This is a genomic window from Actinoplanes sp. HUAS TT8, from assembly GCF_051380535.1.
GTDB lineage: Bacteria > Actinomycetota > Actinomycetes > Mycobacteriales > Micromonosporaceae > Actinoplanes.
In genome coordinates this window covers 2,096,109-2,112,520 of sequence record NZ_CP195646.1, presented here as the reverse complement: position 1 = coordinate 2,112,520, position 16,412 = coordinate 2,096,109, and the positions used below count along the sequence as shown (strand labels likewise).

The window sequence follows — 16,412 nt, the reverse complement described above, 5'->3', positions numbered from 1 at the left end:
GCACGGGCGGGGCGGCCGGCTCAGACCTCGGAGCGGTAGTGATAGGCGCAGATCTCCCGGAAACCGGCCCGCCCGTACAACCGCGTGGCGGCGCCGTTTCCGGCCTCCACCTGCAGATACATGTTCCCGGCGCGCTGCTCGACGGCCCAGCCGGCCAGGGCGTCGAGGATCGCGCCGGCCGCACCCCGCCCGCGGGCCGCCGGCAGCGTCGCCATGCCGAACAGCCCGGCCCACCCGTCGTCGGCCACCGCCCGGCCCACCGCGACCACGTCGCCGCCGACCACGACCGAGGCGTACGCGCTGGGCCGGTCCACCCGCCCGAGCAGCTCCCACTCCCCGTCCTGCCCGTGGATCTCGTGCCAGACCGCGAACCACTCCCGGCTGGGCGCGTCGTCCACGCGTACCTCCGGCGACCGGCCGGCCGTGGACCGGGCCAGCACCGACGCGGTCGCCGCGGTCTGCAGCGACAACCGTCCGCCGCGCCGATAGCCGCGCCCGGCCAGCAGCTCGTCCAGCCCGGACGGGCTCGCGCCGGGGCTGATCTGGATGCGGGCGTCGATCCCGTACCGCCGGTAGAACTTCTCGGCGCCGTCCACCCGATCCGCGAGCGAGCCGTCGCCGTGCGGGAGCGTGGTCCCCACCCACCAGGAGCAGCTGGGCGCGGCCCGCAGCCACCATCCGTCGACGCGCTCGCCGAACTCGGCCGGCAGGGCACGGGCCGCCCGCTCCTGCAACGCCGCGATGATCATGCCGGCCCGCTCGCGATCCCGGCCCCGAGGCGGGCGCGGACCTCCATCAGGGCGAAGCCGAGCAGGTTGAGGCCGCGCCACTGGGCCGGATCGGTCACGCGCGGGTCGTCGCGGGTCAGGCCGACGCCCCAGATCCGGTCCATCGGGCTGGCCTCGACCAGGACCCGCTCGCCGGTGCCGGCCAGAAACGCACCCAGTTCGGGATTCTGCCGGAACTTGGCCAGGTTGCCCGCGACGACGATCTCGAAGCGGTTCGCCTCCCACACCCGCTGGTCGAACGGCGTCACCCGGCCACCCAGCATCTTCGCGTCGCGCGGGTGCCCGGCGGCGAGAATGCTCCCGGCCGACGCCGTGTCCCCGAACAGGTCGGCCTTGCGCCACATCATGTAGTGCTCGGCCGAAGCGAACCGCCGGCCGTCCACGGTGAAACCCTCGGGCGACCACTGGCTCAGGCACGAGGCGCTGACACCGCCGTCCCGCGACGGGGTGTGACCCCAGAAATACACGTACTTGAGCGGCTGACCGGAAGCGGTCAGAGCGACCAGCTCGGCGACGCTGCGCACCTCAGTGACCATGCCGCCGAGTCTCCCCCACGCACGCCGGGGGTGCCCCACATTTTTCGATCACGAACGTTACGATTCGCGTGAATCGCTTGGCCGGGGCCGAAGGGAACTATTCGTGACTGAACACTCCAGGATCGACACTTCGGTCGCGCACCCGGCCCGGCGCTACGACTACCTGCTCGGCGGCAAGGACAACTTCGAGGCCGACCGGCAGTCCGCCCACGAGATCGAGAAACGGCACCCGACCGCCCGGCTCAGCGCGCTGGAGAACCGGTTCTTCATGCACCGCGCCGTGCGGTACATGACCGGCCAGGGCATCCGCCAGTTCCTGGACATCGGCACCGGCATCCCGACCTCGCCGAACACGCACGAGCTGGCCCAGGCGGCCGACCCGACCGCGCGGATCGTCTATGTGGACAACGACCCGCTCGTCCTGGTGCACGCCCGTGCTCTTCTGACCGGGACCGAGCAGGGGCGGACGACGTACATCGAAGCGGATCTTCGTGATCCCCGGCAGATCCTCGACGACCAGGAGTTCCGGGCCACGCTCGATCTCGGTGAGCCGGTCGGGCTGATGCTGATCTCCGTCCTGCACTTCATCCGCGACGACGACAACCCGGTCGCCATCCTGAACACGCTCATCGACGCGCTCCCGCCCGGCAGCCTCATCGCGGCCTCGCAGGCCACACCCGAACACATGCCGGCCGAGCAGATCGCGTCGCTGCGCGCGGTCATGGAACGGCAGTGGCGCGACCGCACCGGCCCGGAACTGCGGGCCCTGTTCGACCGGCCGGACGTGCGGCTCGTCGAGCCGGGCGTGCAGTCGGTCGCCCGCTGGTGGGCCGAGGACGCTCCGCAGCCCCGGCCGGCGATCGAGTCCATCGCGGCGAACGGTCTGGTCGCTCGCATCGTCCGCTGACCCGGCGGCGCTTTCCGGGACGCACCGTCAGATCTTGCTGCCCGCGGCGATCGCCCACACCGAGGCGACGCCGACGCCCTTGGCCGAGCACGCCTGCCCCGGCAGGCTCACGAAGACCGACGACGTCTCGTCCGGCGGGTAGATCCGCAGGCCCCGGATCGACTCCGGCTTACATTCGGCCTTGTCGAAAACACCGACATTCGCCTGCTGAAGTACGGCGTTGGCGGTCCCGCCCGGCTTGATCGTCACGGTCGCCTTCTTGCGCTGCTCGCTCCGCTTGAACGGATCGTTGACCTGGGTGCCGTTGTTCCCGGTGACCCAGGAGACGCCCGGGTATCCGTACAGCGTGCAGGTGCGGTCCGACGTGTTGGTGAAGATCAGCGGCGCGTAGACCGTCCCGGCGGCCCCGTCCCCCTCCCCGATCGTGAGCTTCAGGTCGGCGGTGTGGCACCGGGAGTCGACCGGCTTGCCGGCCCCCGAACCGGTCGCCGGCGAGGTGGCCGTGGTCGGTGCGCCCGCCGTCGGGGTAGCCGTGTCCGGCCCGCCCGCCGGCGTCGCGGAAGCGCTCGTGGGCGCCGCCGACGGTGCGGGCGCCGCGGTGGGCGAGGTGGTCGCCGAGCAGCCGGCGGCGAACAGGAGCGGGGTGGCCATCAGAACCAGCGTTGTACGTCTCATGCGTCCTTGGTAGCCCGCGAGATGATCTCCCAACCTCACGGGTTAGTGCCATCACTGTGGGCAACCGAACGGCCGCCGCGCTGAACCGGGCGCGGCGGCCCAGGACCACTACTTCTTCTTGCCCTTCTTGCCCTTCTTCTCCTTCTTCGGCGCCTCGTCGGTGGCCTCCCCCTCGGCGGCCTCCTCCTCAGCCGGCGCCTCGTCCGCAGCCACTTCCTCAGCGGCTACGTCCTCAACGGCCGCTTCCTCGGCCGCCGCCTCTTCCGCGGGAGCCTCCTCGGCCGGAGCTTCGTCCTCGCCGGCCGTTTCCTCCTCAGCCGGAGCCTCCTCGGCCGCGGCTTCCTCAGCCTCGACCGCCGGCTCCTCCTCGACCGACTCCGCCGCAGCTTCCTCGACCGCAGCTTCCTCGGCGGGGGCTTCCTCGACCGCCGCCTCCTTCGCCTTCTTCTCCTTCTTGCCCTTCTTGGACTTCTTCACCTTCGCCGGAGCAGCCTCGGCAGCCTCCTCGACCGGCGCCTCCTCGACCGCAGCCTCCTCAGCCGGGGCCTCGGCCTGCTCCTCAGCCGGAGCTTCCTCGACCGCAGCCTCTTCAGCCACGGGCTCCTCGGCCGGAGCCTCGTCAGCCGCCGGCTCCTCAGCAACGGCCTCTTCAGCCGCCGGCTCCTCGGCCACCGGCTCCTCGGCAGCCGCGTCCTCCGCCGGAGCCTCAGCCGCCTTGGCCGCCTTCTTGTCCTTCTTGGATTTCTTCACCTTCGCCGGAGCGGCCTCGACCGCTTCTTCGGCGACGGCAGGCTCCTCAGCTGCAACGACTTCCTCGAGCAGGGCGGCGGCCTTCTTCTTCCCCACGGAACATCCCTTCGCCATTGATGTTTCGCAACCTGGCGGCGCGTTGCGAGGAAGCGTAGGGAGGCGAAGCGATAGATGTAATTCATGTTATCGAAATGAAATGTTAACCAACTTCTATCAAGACACGAATGACACCGGTAACAATCACGGAAATGCATCGCAATACGGACACCACCCCGCGCGACACAACCATCACAAAATTGTGAGGAAATCCAAAATGGCGAGTCCTACGTCTACAAAACTAAATGGAAATTCCCGGCGGCGCGACCGGTCGCCGCCGGGATTCCACTATGCCGGTTCCTCGATCAACTGCAGGGCGGCGGCGGGGCAGATCGCCACCGCGTCCCGCACGGCGTCCACATGCTCCGGAGCGAGCACCGGCTCCAGGATGATCGCCACTCCGTCCTCGTCGCGCTGGTCGAACACTTCGGGCGCGGTCATCACGCACTGCCCGGCCGCGATGCACCGCGGCTCGTCGAGCTCGATCCTCGTCACCATCGGACCGGAACCTCCTCGAGCCCGCCGACGATCAGACCGGTGCGGCGGCGCAGTTCCTCGGGCGGGACGGCGAGTTCCAGGGTGGGCAGACGGTCGAGCAGGACGGCGAGGGTGACCTGCAGTTCCGTACGCGCAAGGGCCTGACCCAGGCACGAGTGCGGCCCGGCCCCGAAGGTGAGGTGCGGGTTCGGCACCCGGTCGAGGTGCATCTCGGACGCGTTCTCGTACGCGGCCTCGTCCCGGTTCCCGGACGCCATGCTGACCATGACCGTGGTCCCGGCCTTGATCGGGCAGCCGGCGACCTCGATGTCCTCGGACACGTAGCGGGGCAGCGGGATGCCCGGGTTGGCGTCGAAGCGCAGTGACTCCTCGACCGCCGAGTTGATCAGTCCGCGGTCGGCGACCAGCCGCTCCCAGCGATGCGGCCGGTCGGCCAGCAGCATCGAGACCATCTTGCCGATCATGTTGGCGGTGGTCTCGTGGCCGGCCACGAGCAGGCCCTGCGCGGTGAGCACCAGTTCGGCCTCGGCCATCCGGCCGTCCTGGCTGTCGACGACCGCGGCCAGTTCGCTGAGCAGATCGTCGCCCGGCTTGGCGCGCTTGTCGAGCACGTGCTGGACCATGAACTCCTGGAACTCGGTGGCCGCCCGGTTCAGTTCGGCCTGGTCGAACCTGGTCAGGTTGAGCATCGCGTCGGACCAGTGGGCGAACTTGTCGCGGTATCCGGGGTCGACCCCGAGCAGCTCGCAGATCACGAAGACCGGGAGCGGGAAGCCGAGCTTCGACTGCAGATCGCCGGGCTGCCCGCCGGCGATCAGATCGTCGATCAGCTGGTGCGCGATCTCCTCGATCCGCGGGCGCATCGCATTGACGCGCTTGACGGTGAATGACTTGTTCATCATGCGCCGCCAGCGCGGATGATCAGGGCTGGACGTCATCGTCGACTCCTGGCGGTTGAAGACACCACCGTCCTCGGAATCGGCGATCTTCGCGGCGCCGGCCTCGGCCAGGCTGTGCGTGAAACGCGGGTCGGCGAGCAGCCCGCGGACGTCGGCATAGCGGGTGAGCAGCAACGCCTCGTCGCCGGTGACCATCCGGAATCGCGACACCGGGCATTCGCTGCGTAATTGCTCCCATTCCGGGGACGGTTCGAGAGCCGCGGGGTAGGTGAACGGATAGGTGGGAACCGCTTCGGTCATCGTTCCTCCAGTTTGTCCGGCCACGGCCGACCGTAGGTCAGCCCACGTGATCGGGACAAGACCGGAAAACCCGATCTAGGAATTGACCAGGAACAATGCGTTTTTCATTTCGATCATCCGCGCCCTTCCCTCGCTCGTGTGCAGGGCCTAACGTTCTCGGTCATGGCCCATGACTTCACGACGGTGCTCCGGGGTTACGACCGGGCGCAGGTCGACACGGCACTCGCGCAGGCCGACGAGGCGCTGCGGTCCGGCAGCGAATCCGGGAAGGCGGCCGCCCGCGCCGCCCTCGCGCAGGTGAACTTCACCGTCGTGCTCCGCGGCTACGACCGGGCGGAGGTCGACCAGCACGTCAACCACCTCACCCAGGCCCTGAGCCGGTAGCTACTCGCGCTCGCCCGGGCGGACCAGGCCGCTCTGGTAACCGATGACCACCAGCTGCGCGCGTTCGCGGACACCGAGCTTGGTCATCGCCCGGTGGACGTGGGTCTTCGCGGTCAGCGGCGACAGCACCAGCCGGGCCGCGATCTCCTCGTTGGACCGGCCGAGCGCCACCAGCCGCACGACCTCACGTTCACGGTCGGTGAGCAGGGCCAGCTCGGCCGGGACCATCAGCGGCTGATCATCCGGCGACAGGAACCGGTCGATCAACCCTTTGGTGGCGCGCGGGGTCAGCAGCGCCTCGCCCGCCGTCACGACCCGGATCGCGCGCAGCAACTCCTCCGGCTCGACGTCCTTGCTGAGGAAGCCGCTCGCGCCCGCCCGCAGCGCCGCGAGCACGTTCTCGTCCGCGTCGAAGGTGGTCAGCACGACCACGCGCACGCCACTGAGCTGCTGATCCGCGGTGATCCGGCGGGTCGCCTCGACACCGTCGACGCCCGGCATGCGGATGTCCATCAGCACCACGTCGGCCCGCTCGGAGCGGGCCAGGTCGACCGCCTCACCGCCGTCCGAGGCCTCGCCGACCACCTCCATCCCGTCGGCCAGGTCGATGATCAGCCGGAATCCCGCCCTGATCAGTTTCTGGTCGTCGGCCAGCAGCACCCGGATGGTCACGCCGTCACTCCTCGTGTTGCCATGGCGCGGGCAGCACCGCCCGTACGAGAAAATCGTCTTTGTCGGTCCTGGCGGCATCGACGGAGCCGCCGGCCGCGGCGGCGCGCTCCCGCATGCCGATCAATCCATAACCCGATTTTTCGGTACGGGACGGACCGGCCCCGTTGGCGATCTCGACCTGCAGCCGATCGCGCTCATAGGTGAAACGCACCCGGATCGGGCCGCCGTCGCCGTGCTTGCGGGCGTTCGTCAACGCCTCCTGGGTGATCCGGTAGGCGGCCAGATTGCCCGCCGCGGGCAGTGGCCGCGCGTCCCCCACCTGCGCGAACTCGATCGCCGCACCGGCCGCCGTGAATTCGTCGAGCAGCTCCGGCAGCCGGTCGAGCCCGGGCTGCGGCTGGTGCGGGGCCTCGGCGTCGCCGGGCTGGCGCAGCAGGCCGACGATCGCCGCCAGCTCCTTGAGCACGACGCCGGATGCACGGCGGATGTGGTTGAGCGGCGGCTCGGCCGCAGCCGGCTGCCGGGCCAGCGCGAACACCGCGGCACCGGCCTGCACGTTGATCACGGCCATGTGGTGCGCGACGACGTCGTGCAGCTCACGGGCGATCCGCAGCCGTTCCTCGGCGACCCGGCGGTGCACCTCGTCCTCCCGACTCTGCTCGGCCCGCCGCGCGCGATCCTCCACCTCGGCGATGTAGGCCCGCCGATTACGGACCGATTCGCCGTACGCCACGGCGAGCCCCGACCACGCGAACGAGCTCAGCGACGGCAGCGTCCACAGCAGCTCCGGCGCGCGGAAGGCGGTCGCCGCCCACCAGCAGACCCCGCAGATCAGCGCGGCCGTCCACGAGACGCGGCGGCTGTGGCGCAGCGTCAGGTGGTACAGCGCCGCGGCCATCGCGAAGATCAGCACCGGGGTGCCCCAGCCGATCGCCTCGTAGACGACCGCGGCCACGGTGACGACGACCAGCACCGGCAGCGGCGCGAACGGGCTGAGCCCGATGGCCAGCGTCATCCCGGCGGTGGAGGCGAGGTCGGCGCCGAGCGGGATCCGGTCGCGGCCCATGCCGCTCAGCGCGCCGCCGGCGGCCAGCAGCCCGGCCGCGATCGCCGCCGCCCAGTTCGCCCGCCTCGCCCGCATGATCCAACGGTACGGCCGGAGCTGCGCGGACACGTCCAACCGCGGTAGTAACCCGGCCTACCACCGCGGCGGTAACGCCCAGCCGATTCCGTCCGGTCGACGGCCGGATGCAGACATCGACGCTCTTCGACGGTAGGGTGCTGCGGGAAAGCGCATTCCTGCGGGAGGAGCCGCTGTGAAGACCGTTCTGTTGCTGCTGGCCGGGCTGCTCACCGCCTCGACGCCGGCCCCGGCCTCGGCCGCGCCGGTGCGGGCCGCCGCCGAGACCGCGCCGGGCACGTCGAGCCGGCCGGTCCTCTCGCGCGCCGAGGCCACGCCGTTCACGGCCACGCACTATCTCGGGTATTCCGGCGCCTATGCGAGCCCGGTCGCCGACCCGTGGCGCCCGCAGCCGATCCGCACGCCCCGCCACCCCGATCTCGTCGTCGGCGGCGCGCACGGATTCACCTCGGTGCAACAGGCCGTTAATGCCGCCTACCGCGCCGGCGGCACGCGACGCCTCACGATCGGGGTGCGCCCGGGCACGTACACCGGAACGGTTTTCATCCCCTCCGGAACCCCGCCGCTCACCATCTTCGGCGAAGGACCGGCCCGCGACGTCAATCTCGAATTCACCGTCGACGCGACGATCACCCCGGCCCAATGGGCCGCTCAGGTCAACGCCGACGGCCGCTACGCCGAGGGCGACCCGGCCTGGCCGATGTTCCAGTCGTGCGCCACCAAGACCACGGCCACGGCCGCTCTGTGCGCCACCGTGGTCTGGGCGCAGAGCACGAACCTGCAGCTCAAAGGCCTGACGATCACGAACACCCTGCTGGACACGGTGGACCGCGGCACCCACCAGGCCCTCGCCCTGCGCACCGACGCCGACCGCACCCAGCTGGAGGACATGCGCCTGATCGGCCGCCAGGACACGCTCATGACCAACGCCGACGACGTGAACAGCATCGCCCGGGTCTCGGTCCGCGACTCCTACGTCGAGGGCGACACCGACTTCGTGTTCGGCCGCGCCGCCGCCGTCTTCGACCACTGCGAATTCCGGCTGGTGTCGTCACGCAAGCCGTCCGGGGGCGTCATCTTCGCCCCCAACACCAACCCCGTTTTCCCGTACGGCTTCCTGGTCACCCGGTCCCGACTGGTCACCGACGTGGCTTACCAGGCGGCGCCCACCGGCCATTTCGGCCGCGCGTGGGACCAGGGTGCGAGCACCACGGGTTACCTGCCCGGCATCACCCCGAACGGCCAACTGGTGATCCGCGACAGCTACCTCGGCGCCGGCTTCGACGCGACGAACCCGTGGTCGCCGGCCGCCACGACCGCCCGCCCGTTCCTGGCCCGGGTCGACGACGGCCGCGACCTCAACGACGTCAACTACAACCGCCTCTGGGAGTTCCGCAACCGCGGCCCGGTCAGCTCTGCTGGTAGTTGACCGCGGCGAAGCCGCACGGAGCGTGGACGTGCAGGTAGTAGGCGCCCTCGCCGTATTCGTCGAGGTCGGCGCCGCCGATCAGGCCGACGTAGTCCATGATCAGCCCGCATCCGGGGCAGGGCGGGTGTTCGGCGTCCTGGATCCACTGCGGATGGCCGCCCAGCGTCGACCCGCCGTCGGTCCAGGCGCTGGCCTGGAACGGGTTGGCGCGGGCCGGTCCGACCTCGGGCCGCAGGGTCGGCGGCTCCTCCGGCTCGGTGGCGCCCAGGTAGTCCGGACGGACGTTCCCGGCCCACCAGGTGCTGCCGCCGTCCGGAGTGACCTCGCTGAACACCGTGTCGTAACAGGAGCAGAAGTGACAGGTCCGGAACCGTAGGCGACCGGTCCAGCCGGTGTGCGCGAGGGCCGGTGACGCCCCGTCGAGGTCGGCGGCGATCCACAGCGGCGACGAGCACCACGGGCAGGCCGGGTTGACCTGTGGTTCCGGCGCCGCGCGCAGATGCCACTCGTAGGCGACGTCGCCGCACAGGTCTCGCCGGCTCCCGTCCGGGTTGATCGTCCAGCCGCCCTCCTGGGCGTACTCGGCCATCCCGACGTGCAGCGCGTCGACGCCGGCGGGCGGCTGGTCGATCCAGCGGCGCATCGCCTCGTAGGCGAGCTCGTGCCGGCTGTAGGCCAGCACCAGCAGCCGATGACCGAGCGCTTTCGGCTGTTCCCCGGCGTCGACCAGCGCGACGACCCGCTCGATCACGTCGGTGCCGGCGTGGCGGTACATCGTGCCCGGCCACAGCACGCCCGCGTCCAGCAGCCGCCCCAGATAGGGCGTCAGCCGCTCCGGCTCGGAGTTGGCGATCTCGGTCAGTTCCTCGATCGCGTCGTCGTCGTCCGCGACGGCCCGGCTGATCAGTTCCTCGTCGATCACGGCGGAGATTATTCAGTACGACCGGGGCAGCCCCAGCGAGAACTGGGCCACGAAGTTGAGGGCCATCTCCCGGCTGACCGGCGCCATCCGCGTCAACCGGGCCGTGGCCAGGGCCTGGACCAGCCCGTACTCGTTGGCCAGCCCGTTGCCGCCGTGGGTCTGGATGGCCTGGTCGACGGCGGCGCAGACGGCTTCGCCGGCCGCGTACTTGGCCATGTTGGCGGCCTCGCCGGCCGCTTTCAGTTCGCCCGCGGCGTGCAGCGCGGCGGCTTTCTGGGTGAGCAGCCGGGCCGCCTCGATCTCCACGTGCAGCTTGGCCAGGGGGTGGCTGATCGCCTGGTGGGCACCGATCGGCACGCCCCACACCGAGCGCTCGCCGGCGTAGGTGACGGCTTTGCGCAGCGCCCAGCGGGCCATCCCGGTCGCCGACGACGCCGCCATGATCCGCTCCGGGTTGAGGCCGGCGAAGAGCTGATCGAAACCGGCCTCCTCGCTGCCGATGAGCGCGTCCGCGGGCAGCCGCACGTCGTCCAGGAAGAGCGTGAACTGGTCCTCCGGGGCGACCAGCCCCATGTCGATCTTGCGGTGGGTGAAGCCGGGCGCGTCGGTCGGCACCATGAACAGTGACGGCCGCTTGCCGACCCGGGCCACGACCAGGACATAAGAAGATTCATCAACCCCGCTGATGTACGTCTTCTGACCGTTCAGCACCCAGTCGTCGCCGTCCCGCCGGGCCTGGGTGGCGATCTGGTGCGTGTTCGAACCGGCGTCGGGCTCGGTGATCCCGAAGACGTACGTCGCGGTGCCGCTCGCCAGCCCGGGCAGCCAGCGCTGCTTCTGTTCGGGCGTGCCGAACTGGGCGATCACCGTGCCGACGATGGCCGGCGACACGACCATGAGCAGGAGCGGACACCCGGCGGTGGCCAGCTCTTCCAGGACGGCGGCCAGGTCGCCGATCTCGCCGCCGCCACCGCCGTACTCCTCCGGGATGGACACACCGAGGTAGCCGAGCGCGGCGGCCTCCTGCCACAGCTCGGTGGTCTTGCGGCCCTCGCGGGCGGCGGCGTAGAAGTACTCCTCGCCGTACTTCTGTCCCAGCCGGGCCACGGCTTCGCGCAGCTCCCGGCGTTCCTCGGACTCGACGAACCCTGTCACTTCTTCTCCCCGGAGTCGATCACTGCCAGTACCTCGCCGGCCGCGACCTGCCGGCCGACCTCGGCGGCGAGCGCGGAGACGACGCCGTCGGCCGGCGCGGTCAGGGTCTGCTGCATCTTCATGGCTTCCAGGACGACGATCGGGGCGCCGGCCTCGACCTGATCACCTTCGGCCACGTGCAGCGCGACGATCAGGCCCGGCATGGACGCCAGCAGCGATCCGGCGGCCAGGTCGGCGGCGGGATCAGCGAACTTGGGTACGTCGTGCAGGTCGAACGCCCCGGCCGGCCCGTGCACGTCCACCCCGCCGTCGACGACCGTCACCCGGTAGGTCTCCCGCACGCCGTGATCGTCGAGGACGACCGGCCCGGCGGCGGACACCGACTCGACGCGCACCCCGGGCAGCCACGACGACTCCAGCCGCCCGCCCCGCGCCGCATAGGTCACCGCGTATTCGAGGCCGCCGTGCCGGTACGTCCGCACCCGCTCCTGGCTCGGCACGTTCCGCCACGCCACCGGGATCCGGGCCTGGACGTTCCCGGACGTCGCCGCCCGTACCGCCGATCCCACCGCTGCCGCCAGCGCGGCCTTGCGAACCGCGTGGTCCTCCCCCGCGCTCGTCCACACGGCGATCCGGCGGTCCAGCAGAGCGGTGTCGACCCGGCCGGCCACGAAGTCGTCGTCGCCCAGGATGGCCCGCAGCAGCGCCAGGTTCGTCCCGACGCCGTGGAGCACACCGCGGCGCAGCGCGTCGCTGAGCAGGCGGATCGCCGAGGCGCGGTCATCCCCGTACGCAATGATCTTGGAAAGCATGGCGTCGTAGCGGACACCGACCTCGCTGCCTGCCTCGACCCCGGAGTCGACCCGGATGCCGGGGGCGCCGAAGTCGAACGCGCGCAGCCGCCCGGTCTGCGGCGCGAACCCGTTGGCCGGGTCCTCGGCGTAGAGCCGCACCTCGATCGCGTGCCCGCTCGGCTCCGGCGGCGCCGACGGCAGTTCGCGGCCCTCGGCGATGGCGATCTGCCAGGCGACCAGGTCAAGACCGGTCACGGCCTCGGTGACCGGGTGTTCGACCTGCAGGCGGGTGTTCATCTCCAGGAAGAAGATCCGCTCGCCGTCGACCAGGAACTCGACCGTGCCCGCGCCCTGGTAGTCGACCGCTTCGGCGGCCGCGCGGGCGTACCGGTGCAGCGCCTCCCGGGTCGGCTCGCCGAGCAGGAACGCCGGCGCCTCCTCGACGATCTTCTGGTGCCGGCGCTGGATCGAGCAGTCCCGGTCGCCGACCACCCAGATCCGTCCGCGCTGGTCACCGAGCACCTGCACCTCGATGTGCCGGGCCTGCGGCAGGTACGGCTCGGTGAAGACGGTCCCGTCGCCGAACGCCGACTGCGCCTCGGCCGACGCCGCCGCCAGCTCGGACCGCAGTGCTCCGGGCTCGGTGACGACCCGCATGCCACGCCCGCCGCCGCCGGCCGCGGCCTTGATGAGCAGCGGGAACGTCTCGTCCCCGTCGAGCACCGGAACGCCCGCGGCGGCGACCAGCTTCTTGGCGCGGATCTTGTCGCCCATCGCCTCGATCGCGTCCGGCGCGGGGCCGATCCAGATCAGGCCGGCCGCTTCGACCGCCCGGGCGAACTGGGCGTTCTCGGACAGGAAACCGTAGCCGGGGTGGACCGCGTCCGCTCCGGCCTTCCGCGCCGCCTCGACTATCTGCTCCGCGTTCAGGAAGGAGTCGATCACGACGGCGACATCGGCTTCCGCCGGGTGCAAGTCCGATTTTTCTGCATAAACGGCGACGGTCTCAATGCCGAGCATCCGACATGTCCGGAAGATGCGGCGGGCGATCTCGCCGCGGTTGGCGACCAGGAGCTTGCGGATCATCACAGCCGGAACACCCCGTAGCCACGGGCGCCCTGAACAGGCGCGTTATGAATGACGGACAGGCAGATCCCGAGCACCGTCCGGGTGTCGCGCGGGTCGATGACCCCGTCGTCGTAGAGCATCCCGGACGTGAAATAGGCCAGGGACTCCCGTTCGATCTGCGCCTCGATCGCCGCCCGCGTCTTCCGGTCGGCCTCCTCGTCGTACGGGCGTCCGGTCGCGGCCGCGGCCTGCCGGGACACGATCGACACCACGCCGGCCAGCTGCGCCGGGCCCATCACGGCGGACTTGGCGCCGACCCAGCTGAACATGAACCGCGGATCATAGGCGCGTCCGCTCATCCCGTAGTTCCCGGCGCCGTAGGACGCGCCCATCACCACCGACAGGTGCGGAACCTTCGAGTTGGACACCGCGTTGATCATCTGAGCGCCGTGCTTGATGATCCCGCCCTGCTCGTACTCCTTGCCGACCATGTAACCGGTCGTGTTGTGCAGGAACAGCAACGGCGTGTCGGCCTGGTTGGCGAGCTGGATGAACTGGGCCGCCTTCTGCGCCTCGGCGCTGAACAGCACGCCCTGCGCGTTGGCCAGGATCCCGATCGGGTAGCCGTGCAGCCGGGCCCACCCGGTGACCAGGCTCGTCCCGTAGAGCGGCTTGAACTCGTCGAACTCGCTGCCGTCGACGATCCGCCCGATCACGTCCCGCGGGTCGAACGGGATCTTCAGGTCGGTCGGCACGATCCCGAGCAGTTCCTCCGGGTCCCGGGACGGCTCGTCATAGGTGTGACCCGGTGCCGGGCCGAGCTTGCGCCAATTCAATCGACGTACGATCTGGCGTCCGATTCTGATCGCGTCGGCCTCGTCCACCGCGAGGTAGTCGGCCAGCCCCGACGTCCGCGCGTGCATCTGCGCCCCGCCCAGCGACTCGTCGTCCGACTCCTCACCGGTGGCCATCTTGACCAGGGGCGGGCCGCCGAGGAAGACCTTCGCGCCGCCGTCGACCATCACCACGTAGTCGCTCATGCCGGGCACGTAGGCGCCGCCCGCGGTCGAGTTCCCGAAGACCAGCGCGATCGTCGGCCGCCGATCGGCGCTGGCCTCGGTGATGCCCCGGAAGTGCTGGCCACCGGGGATGAAGATGTCCTTCTGGGTCGGCAGGTCGGCCCCGCCGGACTCGACCAGGTTGATCGTCGGCAGCCGGTTCTCGGCGGCGATCTGCGCGGCCCGGAAGCTCTTCCTCAGCGTCACCGGGTTGCTGGAGCCGCCCCGCACGGTCGGATCGTTGGCGATGATCATGCATTCGACGCCCTCGACCACGCCGACCCCGGTGACCACCGAACCGCCGACGGTGAAGTCCGTGCCCCAGCCGGCCAGGGTGCTGAGCTCCAGGAACGGCGAGTCGTCGTCGATCAGCAGCTCGATCCGCTCCCGTGCGGTCAGCTTGCCCCGCCGGTGATGACGCTCGACGCTCTTGGCCCCGCCTCCGGCGAGGGCGACGGCATGCTGCCGGTCCAGGTCGGCGACGCGCTCCAGCATCGCTGTCCGATTTTGCTCGTACGTCGGTGGCAGGTTCATGCGAGTAGCTCCGTCGGGATGTCGGCGTTCCGGGCGCGCAGCCACTCCCCCACGGCCTTGGCCTGGGGGTCGGAACGGGTGGACGCGGCGACCCCGTCGCCGAGCAGGCCGTCGATGACGATGTTCAGCGCGAACAGGTTGGGCAGCGCGTACACGCGCACGTCGAGCTCCGCGGCCTCGGGCAGCAGCTCCCGCACCCGGTCGGCATCCAGCCACCCGGCCAGCCACTGATAGGCATCCCACCTGCGCGAATGCCCCGCCGGAACCCACACGCCGACGTTGGCCGCGCCACCCTTGTCCCCCGAGCGCGCATGGACGAGCCGCCCCAGCGGCACCCGGCTCCGGCTGGCACTCACGGTCGTGTCCGGCCCCTCGGAACGACCGTGAGCACCAGCCGGGAGCTCGCGGTCCCGGCTGGTCCTCAGGGGTGTCTCCGGGGGGTGGATCGACCCGTGAGGACCAGCCGGGGTGTCGCCGCGCGCTGCCGGCCCGGGGGTGGGGCCGTCAGGTGGGGGCGCGGACGCCTCGGGTGGAGGTGCGATGTCGGCCCGGGTGCCGTCGGGCCGGACGACGACGTGCGGGACCTCGGACTGCGGGAGGTAGGCGGCCTCGAACACGCCGAACGGGGTGGCGTCGGACGGCGGGGCGGTGACGTGGAAACCCGGGTAGGACGCGAGGGCCAGCTCGACCGCGGCGCTGCTGAACGCGCGACCGACCACGGCCGGGTCGGGGTCCTTGACGGTGCAACGGAGCAGCGCGGACGCCTCGGCCTGGGTGACCGGGTCGGTGCGGTCGGTGCGGACCAGGTCCCAGGTCAGCTCGGCCGGGCGCTGCCGGAGCGCGGCTTCGAGCTGACGACGGGTCCAGGCGGCTTTCTCCTCGATGTCGAGGCCGGTCAGGACGAACGTCACGGTGTTGCGGTGTCCACCCAGGCGGTTGATGCCGACCTTGGTGGTGGCGGGCGGGTGCTCACCACGTACACCGAATAGTTTGACCTGGTCCTTGTCTTCCTGAACGAGCTGGACCGTGTCGAGGCGGGTGGTGACGTCCGGGTTGAGGTATCGCGGGCTGTCGATCTCGTAGACCAGCTGGGCGGTGACCGTGTCGACGGTGACGGCGCCGCCGGTATGCGGATGCTTGGTGATCACGACCGTGCCGCCGGCGCTGATCTGGGCGATCGGGAAGCCCAGCGGCTGACCGATATCGATCGTGGTGAAACCGCTGAAGTTGCCGCCGGTGGCCTGCGTGCCGCACTCCAGGACGTGCCCGGCGGCGATCCCGGCGGCGAGTTCGTCCAGGTCGTCGCGGGTCCAGCCGAACTCGGCGATGGCCGGGCCGAGGGTGAGCGAGGCGTCGGTGACCCGGCCGGTGACGACGATCTGCGCGCCGGATCGGATCGCCTCGGCGATGCCGAACGCGCCCAGGTAGGCGTTGGCGGTCAGCGCACCGGGCCGGCTCTTTCCCAGGTCGTCACCCTCGACGTGCGCGACGGCGAGCGTCGGGTCGAGGGCCCGGATGGCCGCGGCCAGGCCGGCCGGATGGAGCCCGCCCGCGTTGCTCACGATCCGGACATTTCGCGATTTGATGAGGTCCAGGCAGTCCGCGAGCTGGCGGAGGAACGTCCGGGCGTACCCGAGATCGGGGTTTTTCTGCCGATCGCGACCGAGAATGAGCATGGTCAGCTCGGCCAGGTAGTCGCCGGTCAGATAGTCCAGCGGACCACCTTCGAGCATCTCGCGCATCGCCGAGAACCGGTCGCCGTAGAAGCCCGAGCAGTTGCCGACGCGGATCGTTCGCACCTACGCC

The 16,412-nt window shown here is 70.6% G+C and carries 16 protein-coding genes; 3 read left to right on the top strand and 13 right to left on the bottom strand.

The genetic code is table 11. The features are described from left to right. Positions 1-20: 20 nt before the first annotated feature. Together ACSHV8_RS09225 and ACSHV8_RS09220 are read right to left on the bottom strand one after the other, a co-directional pair. Entirely contained in the window at positions 21-749 is a 729-nt protein-coding gene (locus ACSHV8_RS09225; RefSeq protein WP_436531344.1) for a GNAT family N-acetyltransferase, read from the bottom strand. Continuing rightward, positions 746-1,324, bottom strand: a complete 579-nt coding sequence (locus tag ACSHV8_RS09220) for an NADAR family protein (protein WP_436531342.1) — start codon at positions 1,322-1,324, stop codon at positions 746-748. The genes ACSHV8_RS09225 and ACSHV8_RS09220 overlap by 4 nt, the downstream gene beginning before the upstream one ends. A 103-nt stretch (positions 1,325-1,427) precedes the next feature. Between ACSHV8_RS09220 and ACSHV8_RS09215 the strand changes: the two genes are divergently transcribed. Continuing rightward, positions 1,428-2,231: an SAM-dependent methyltransferase gene (locus tag ACSHV8_RS09215; RefSeq protein WP_436531341.1), complete on the top strand. Its 804-nt coding sequence runs from the start codon at positions 1,428-1,430 to the stop codon at positions 2,229-2,231. 27 nt (positions 2,232-2,258) lie between these two features. Here ACSHV8_RS09215 and ACSHV8_RS09210 read toward each other — a convergent pair whose 3' ends face one another. From ACSHV8_RS09210 to ACSHV8_RS09195, 4 genes are all read right to left on the bottom strand, one after another. Further along, on the bottom strand, positions 2,259-2,882 hold the full coding sequence (locus ACSHV8_RS09210; protein ID WP_436531339.1) for a DUF4232 domain-containing protein: 624 nt from the start codon (positions 2,880-2,882) through the stop codon (positions 2,259-2,261). A gap of 132 nt (positions 2,883-3,014) precedes the next feature. Then, positions 3,015-3,752, bottom strand: coding sequence for a hypothetical protein (locus ACSHV8_RS09205; protein WP_436531337.1), 738 nt, complete (start codon positions 3,750-3,752; stop codon positions 3,015-3,017). 288 nt (positions 3,753-4,040) lie between these two features. Continuing rightward, positions 4,041-4,250 (bottom strand): ferredoxin, encoded by a 210-nt coding sequence (locus ACSHV8_RS09200; protein ID WP_436531335.1) that lies wholly within the window; start codon positions 4,248-4,250, stop codon positions 4,041-4,043. After that, the gene (locus ACSHV8_RS09195; protein WP_436531333.1) at positions 4,244-5,449 is read right to left on the bottom strand and encodes a cytochrome P450; all 1,206 of its coding nucleotides are present in this window, start codon (positions 5,447-5,449) and stop codon (positions 4,244-4,246) included. Before ACSHV8_RS09195 ends, ACSHV8_RS09200 begins: the two co-directional genes overlap by 7 nt. Positions 5,450-5,611: 162 nt before the next feature. Between ACSHV8_RS09195 and ACSHV8_RS09190 the strand changes: the two genes are divergently transcribed. Beyond that, entirely contained in the window at positions 5,612-5,833 is a 222-nt protein-coding gene (locus tag ACSHV8_RS09190; RefSeq protein WP_436531331.1) for a DivIVA domain-containing protein, read from the top strand. Here the strand turns inward: ACSHV8_RS09190 and ACSHV8_RS09185 are convergent, their stop codons facing one another. After that, positions 5,834-6,505 carry a response regulator gene (locus ACSHV8_RS09185; protein ID WP_436531329.1) on the bottom strand — a complete coding sequence of 224 codons (672 nt, stop codon included), beginning with the start codon at positions 6,503-6,505 and terminating at the stop codon, positions 5,834-5,836. A gap of 4 nt (positions 6,506-6,509) precedes the next feature. Continuing rightward, positions 6,510-7,646 carry a sensor histidine kinase gene (locus ACSHV8_RS09180; RefSeq protein ID WP_436531327.1) on the bottom strand — a complete coding sequence of 379 codons (1,137 nt, stop codon included), beginning with the start codon at positions 7,644-7,646 and terminating at the stop codon, positions 6,510-6,512. Positions 7,647-7,821: 175 nt separating this feature from the next. On the opposite strand from ACSHV8_RS09180, the gene ACSHV8_RS09175 reads away from it, so the two are divergent. Next, entirely contained in the window at positions 7,822-9,075 is a 1,254-nt protein-coding gene (locus ACSHV8_RS09175; RefSeq protein ID WP_436531325.1) for a putative acyl-CoA thioester hydrolase, read from the top strand. Here ACSHV8_RS09175 and ACSHV8_RS09170 read toward each other — a convergent pair. Genes ACSHV8_RS09170 through ACSHV8_RS09150 form a run of 5 tightly spaced genes read right to left on the bottom strand, consistent with a single transcriptional unit; the run spans position 9,056 to position 16,348 of the window. Further along, complete coding sequence (locus tag ACSHV8_RS09170) at positions 9,056-9,997, bottom strand: hypothetical protein (protein ID WP_436531323.1); 942 nt, start codon at positions 9,995-9,997, stop codon at positions 9,056-9,058. The genes ACSHV8_RS09175 and ACSHV8_RS09170 overlap by 20 nt on opposite strands. Before the next feature lie 12 nt (positions 9,998-10,009). Next, positions 10,010-11,152, bottom strand: a complete 1,143-nt coding sequence (locus ACSHV8_RS09165) for an acyl-CoA dehydrogenase family protein (RefSeq protein ID WP_436531321.1) — start codon at positions 11,150-11,152, stop codon at positions 10,010-10,012. After that, positions 11,149-13,032: an acetyl/propionyl/methylcrotonyl-CoA carboxylase subunit alpha gene (locus tag ACSHV8_RS09160; protein WP_436531320.1), complete on the bottom strand. Its 1,884-nt coding sequence runs from the start codon at positions 13,030-13,032 to the stop codon at positions 11,149-11,151. The genes ACSHV8_RS09165 and ACSHV8_RS09160 overlap by 4 nt, the downstream gene beginning before the upstream one ends. After that, positions 13,032-14,606, bottom strand: a complete 1,575-nt coding sequence (locus ACSHV8_RS09155) for an acyl-CoA carboxylase subunit beta (protein WP_436531318.1) — start codon at positions 14,604-14,606, stop codon at positions 13,032-13,034. The genes ACSHV8_RS09160 and ACSHV8_RS09155 overlap by 1 nt, the downstream gene beginning before the upstream one ends. Continuing rightward, positions 14,603-16,348, bottom strand: coding sequence for an acyclic terpene utilization AtuA family protein (locus ACSHV8_RS09150; RefSeq protein ID WP_436536733.1), 1,746 nt, complete (start codon positions 16,346-16,348; stop codon positions 14,603-14,605). The genes ACSHV8_RS09155 and ACSHV8_RS09150 overlap by 4 nt, the downstream gene beginning before the upstream one ends. Between the last annotated feature and the right edge of the window lie 64 nt (positions 16,349-16,412).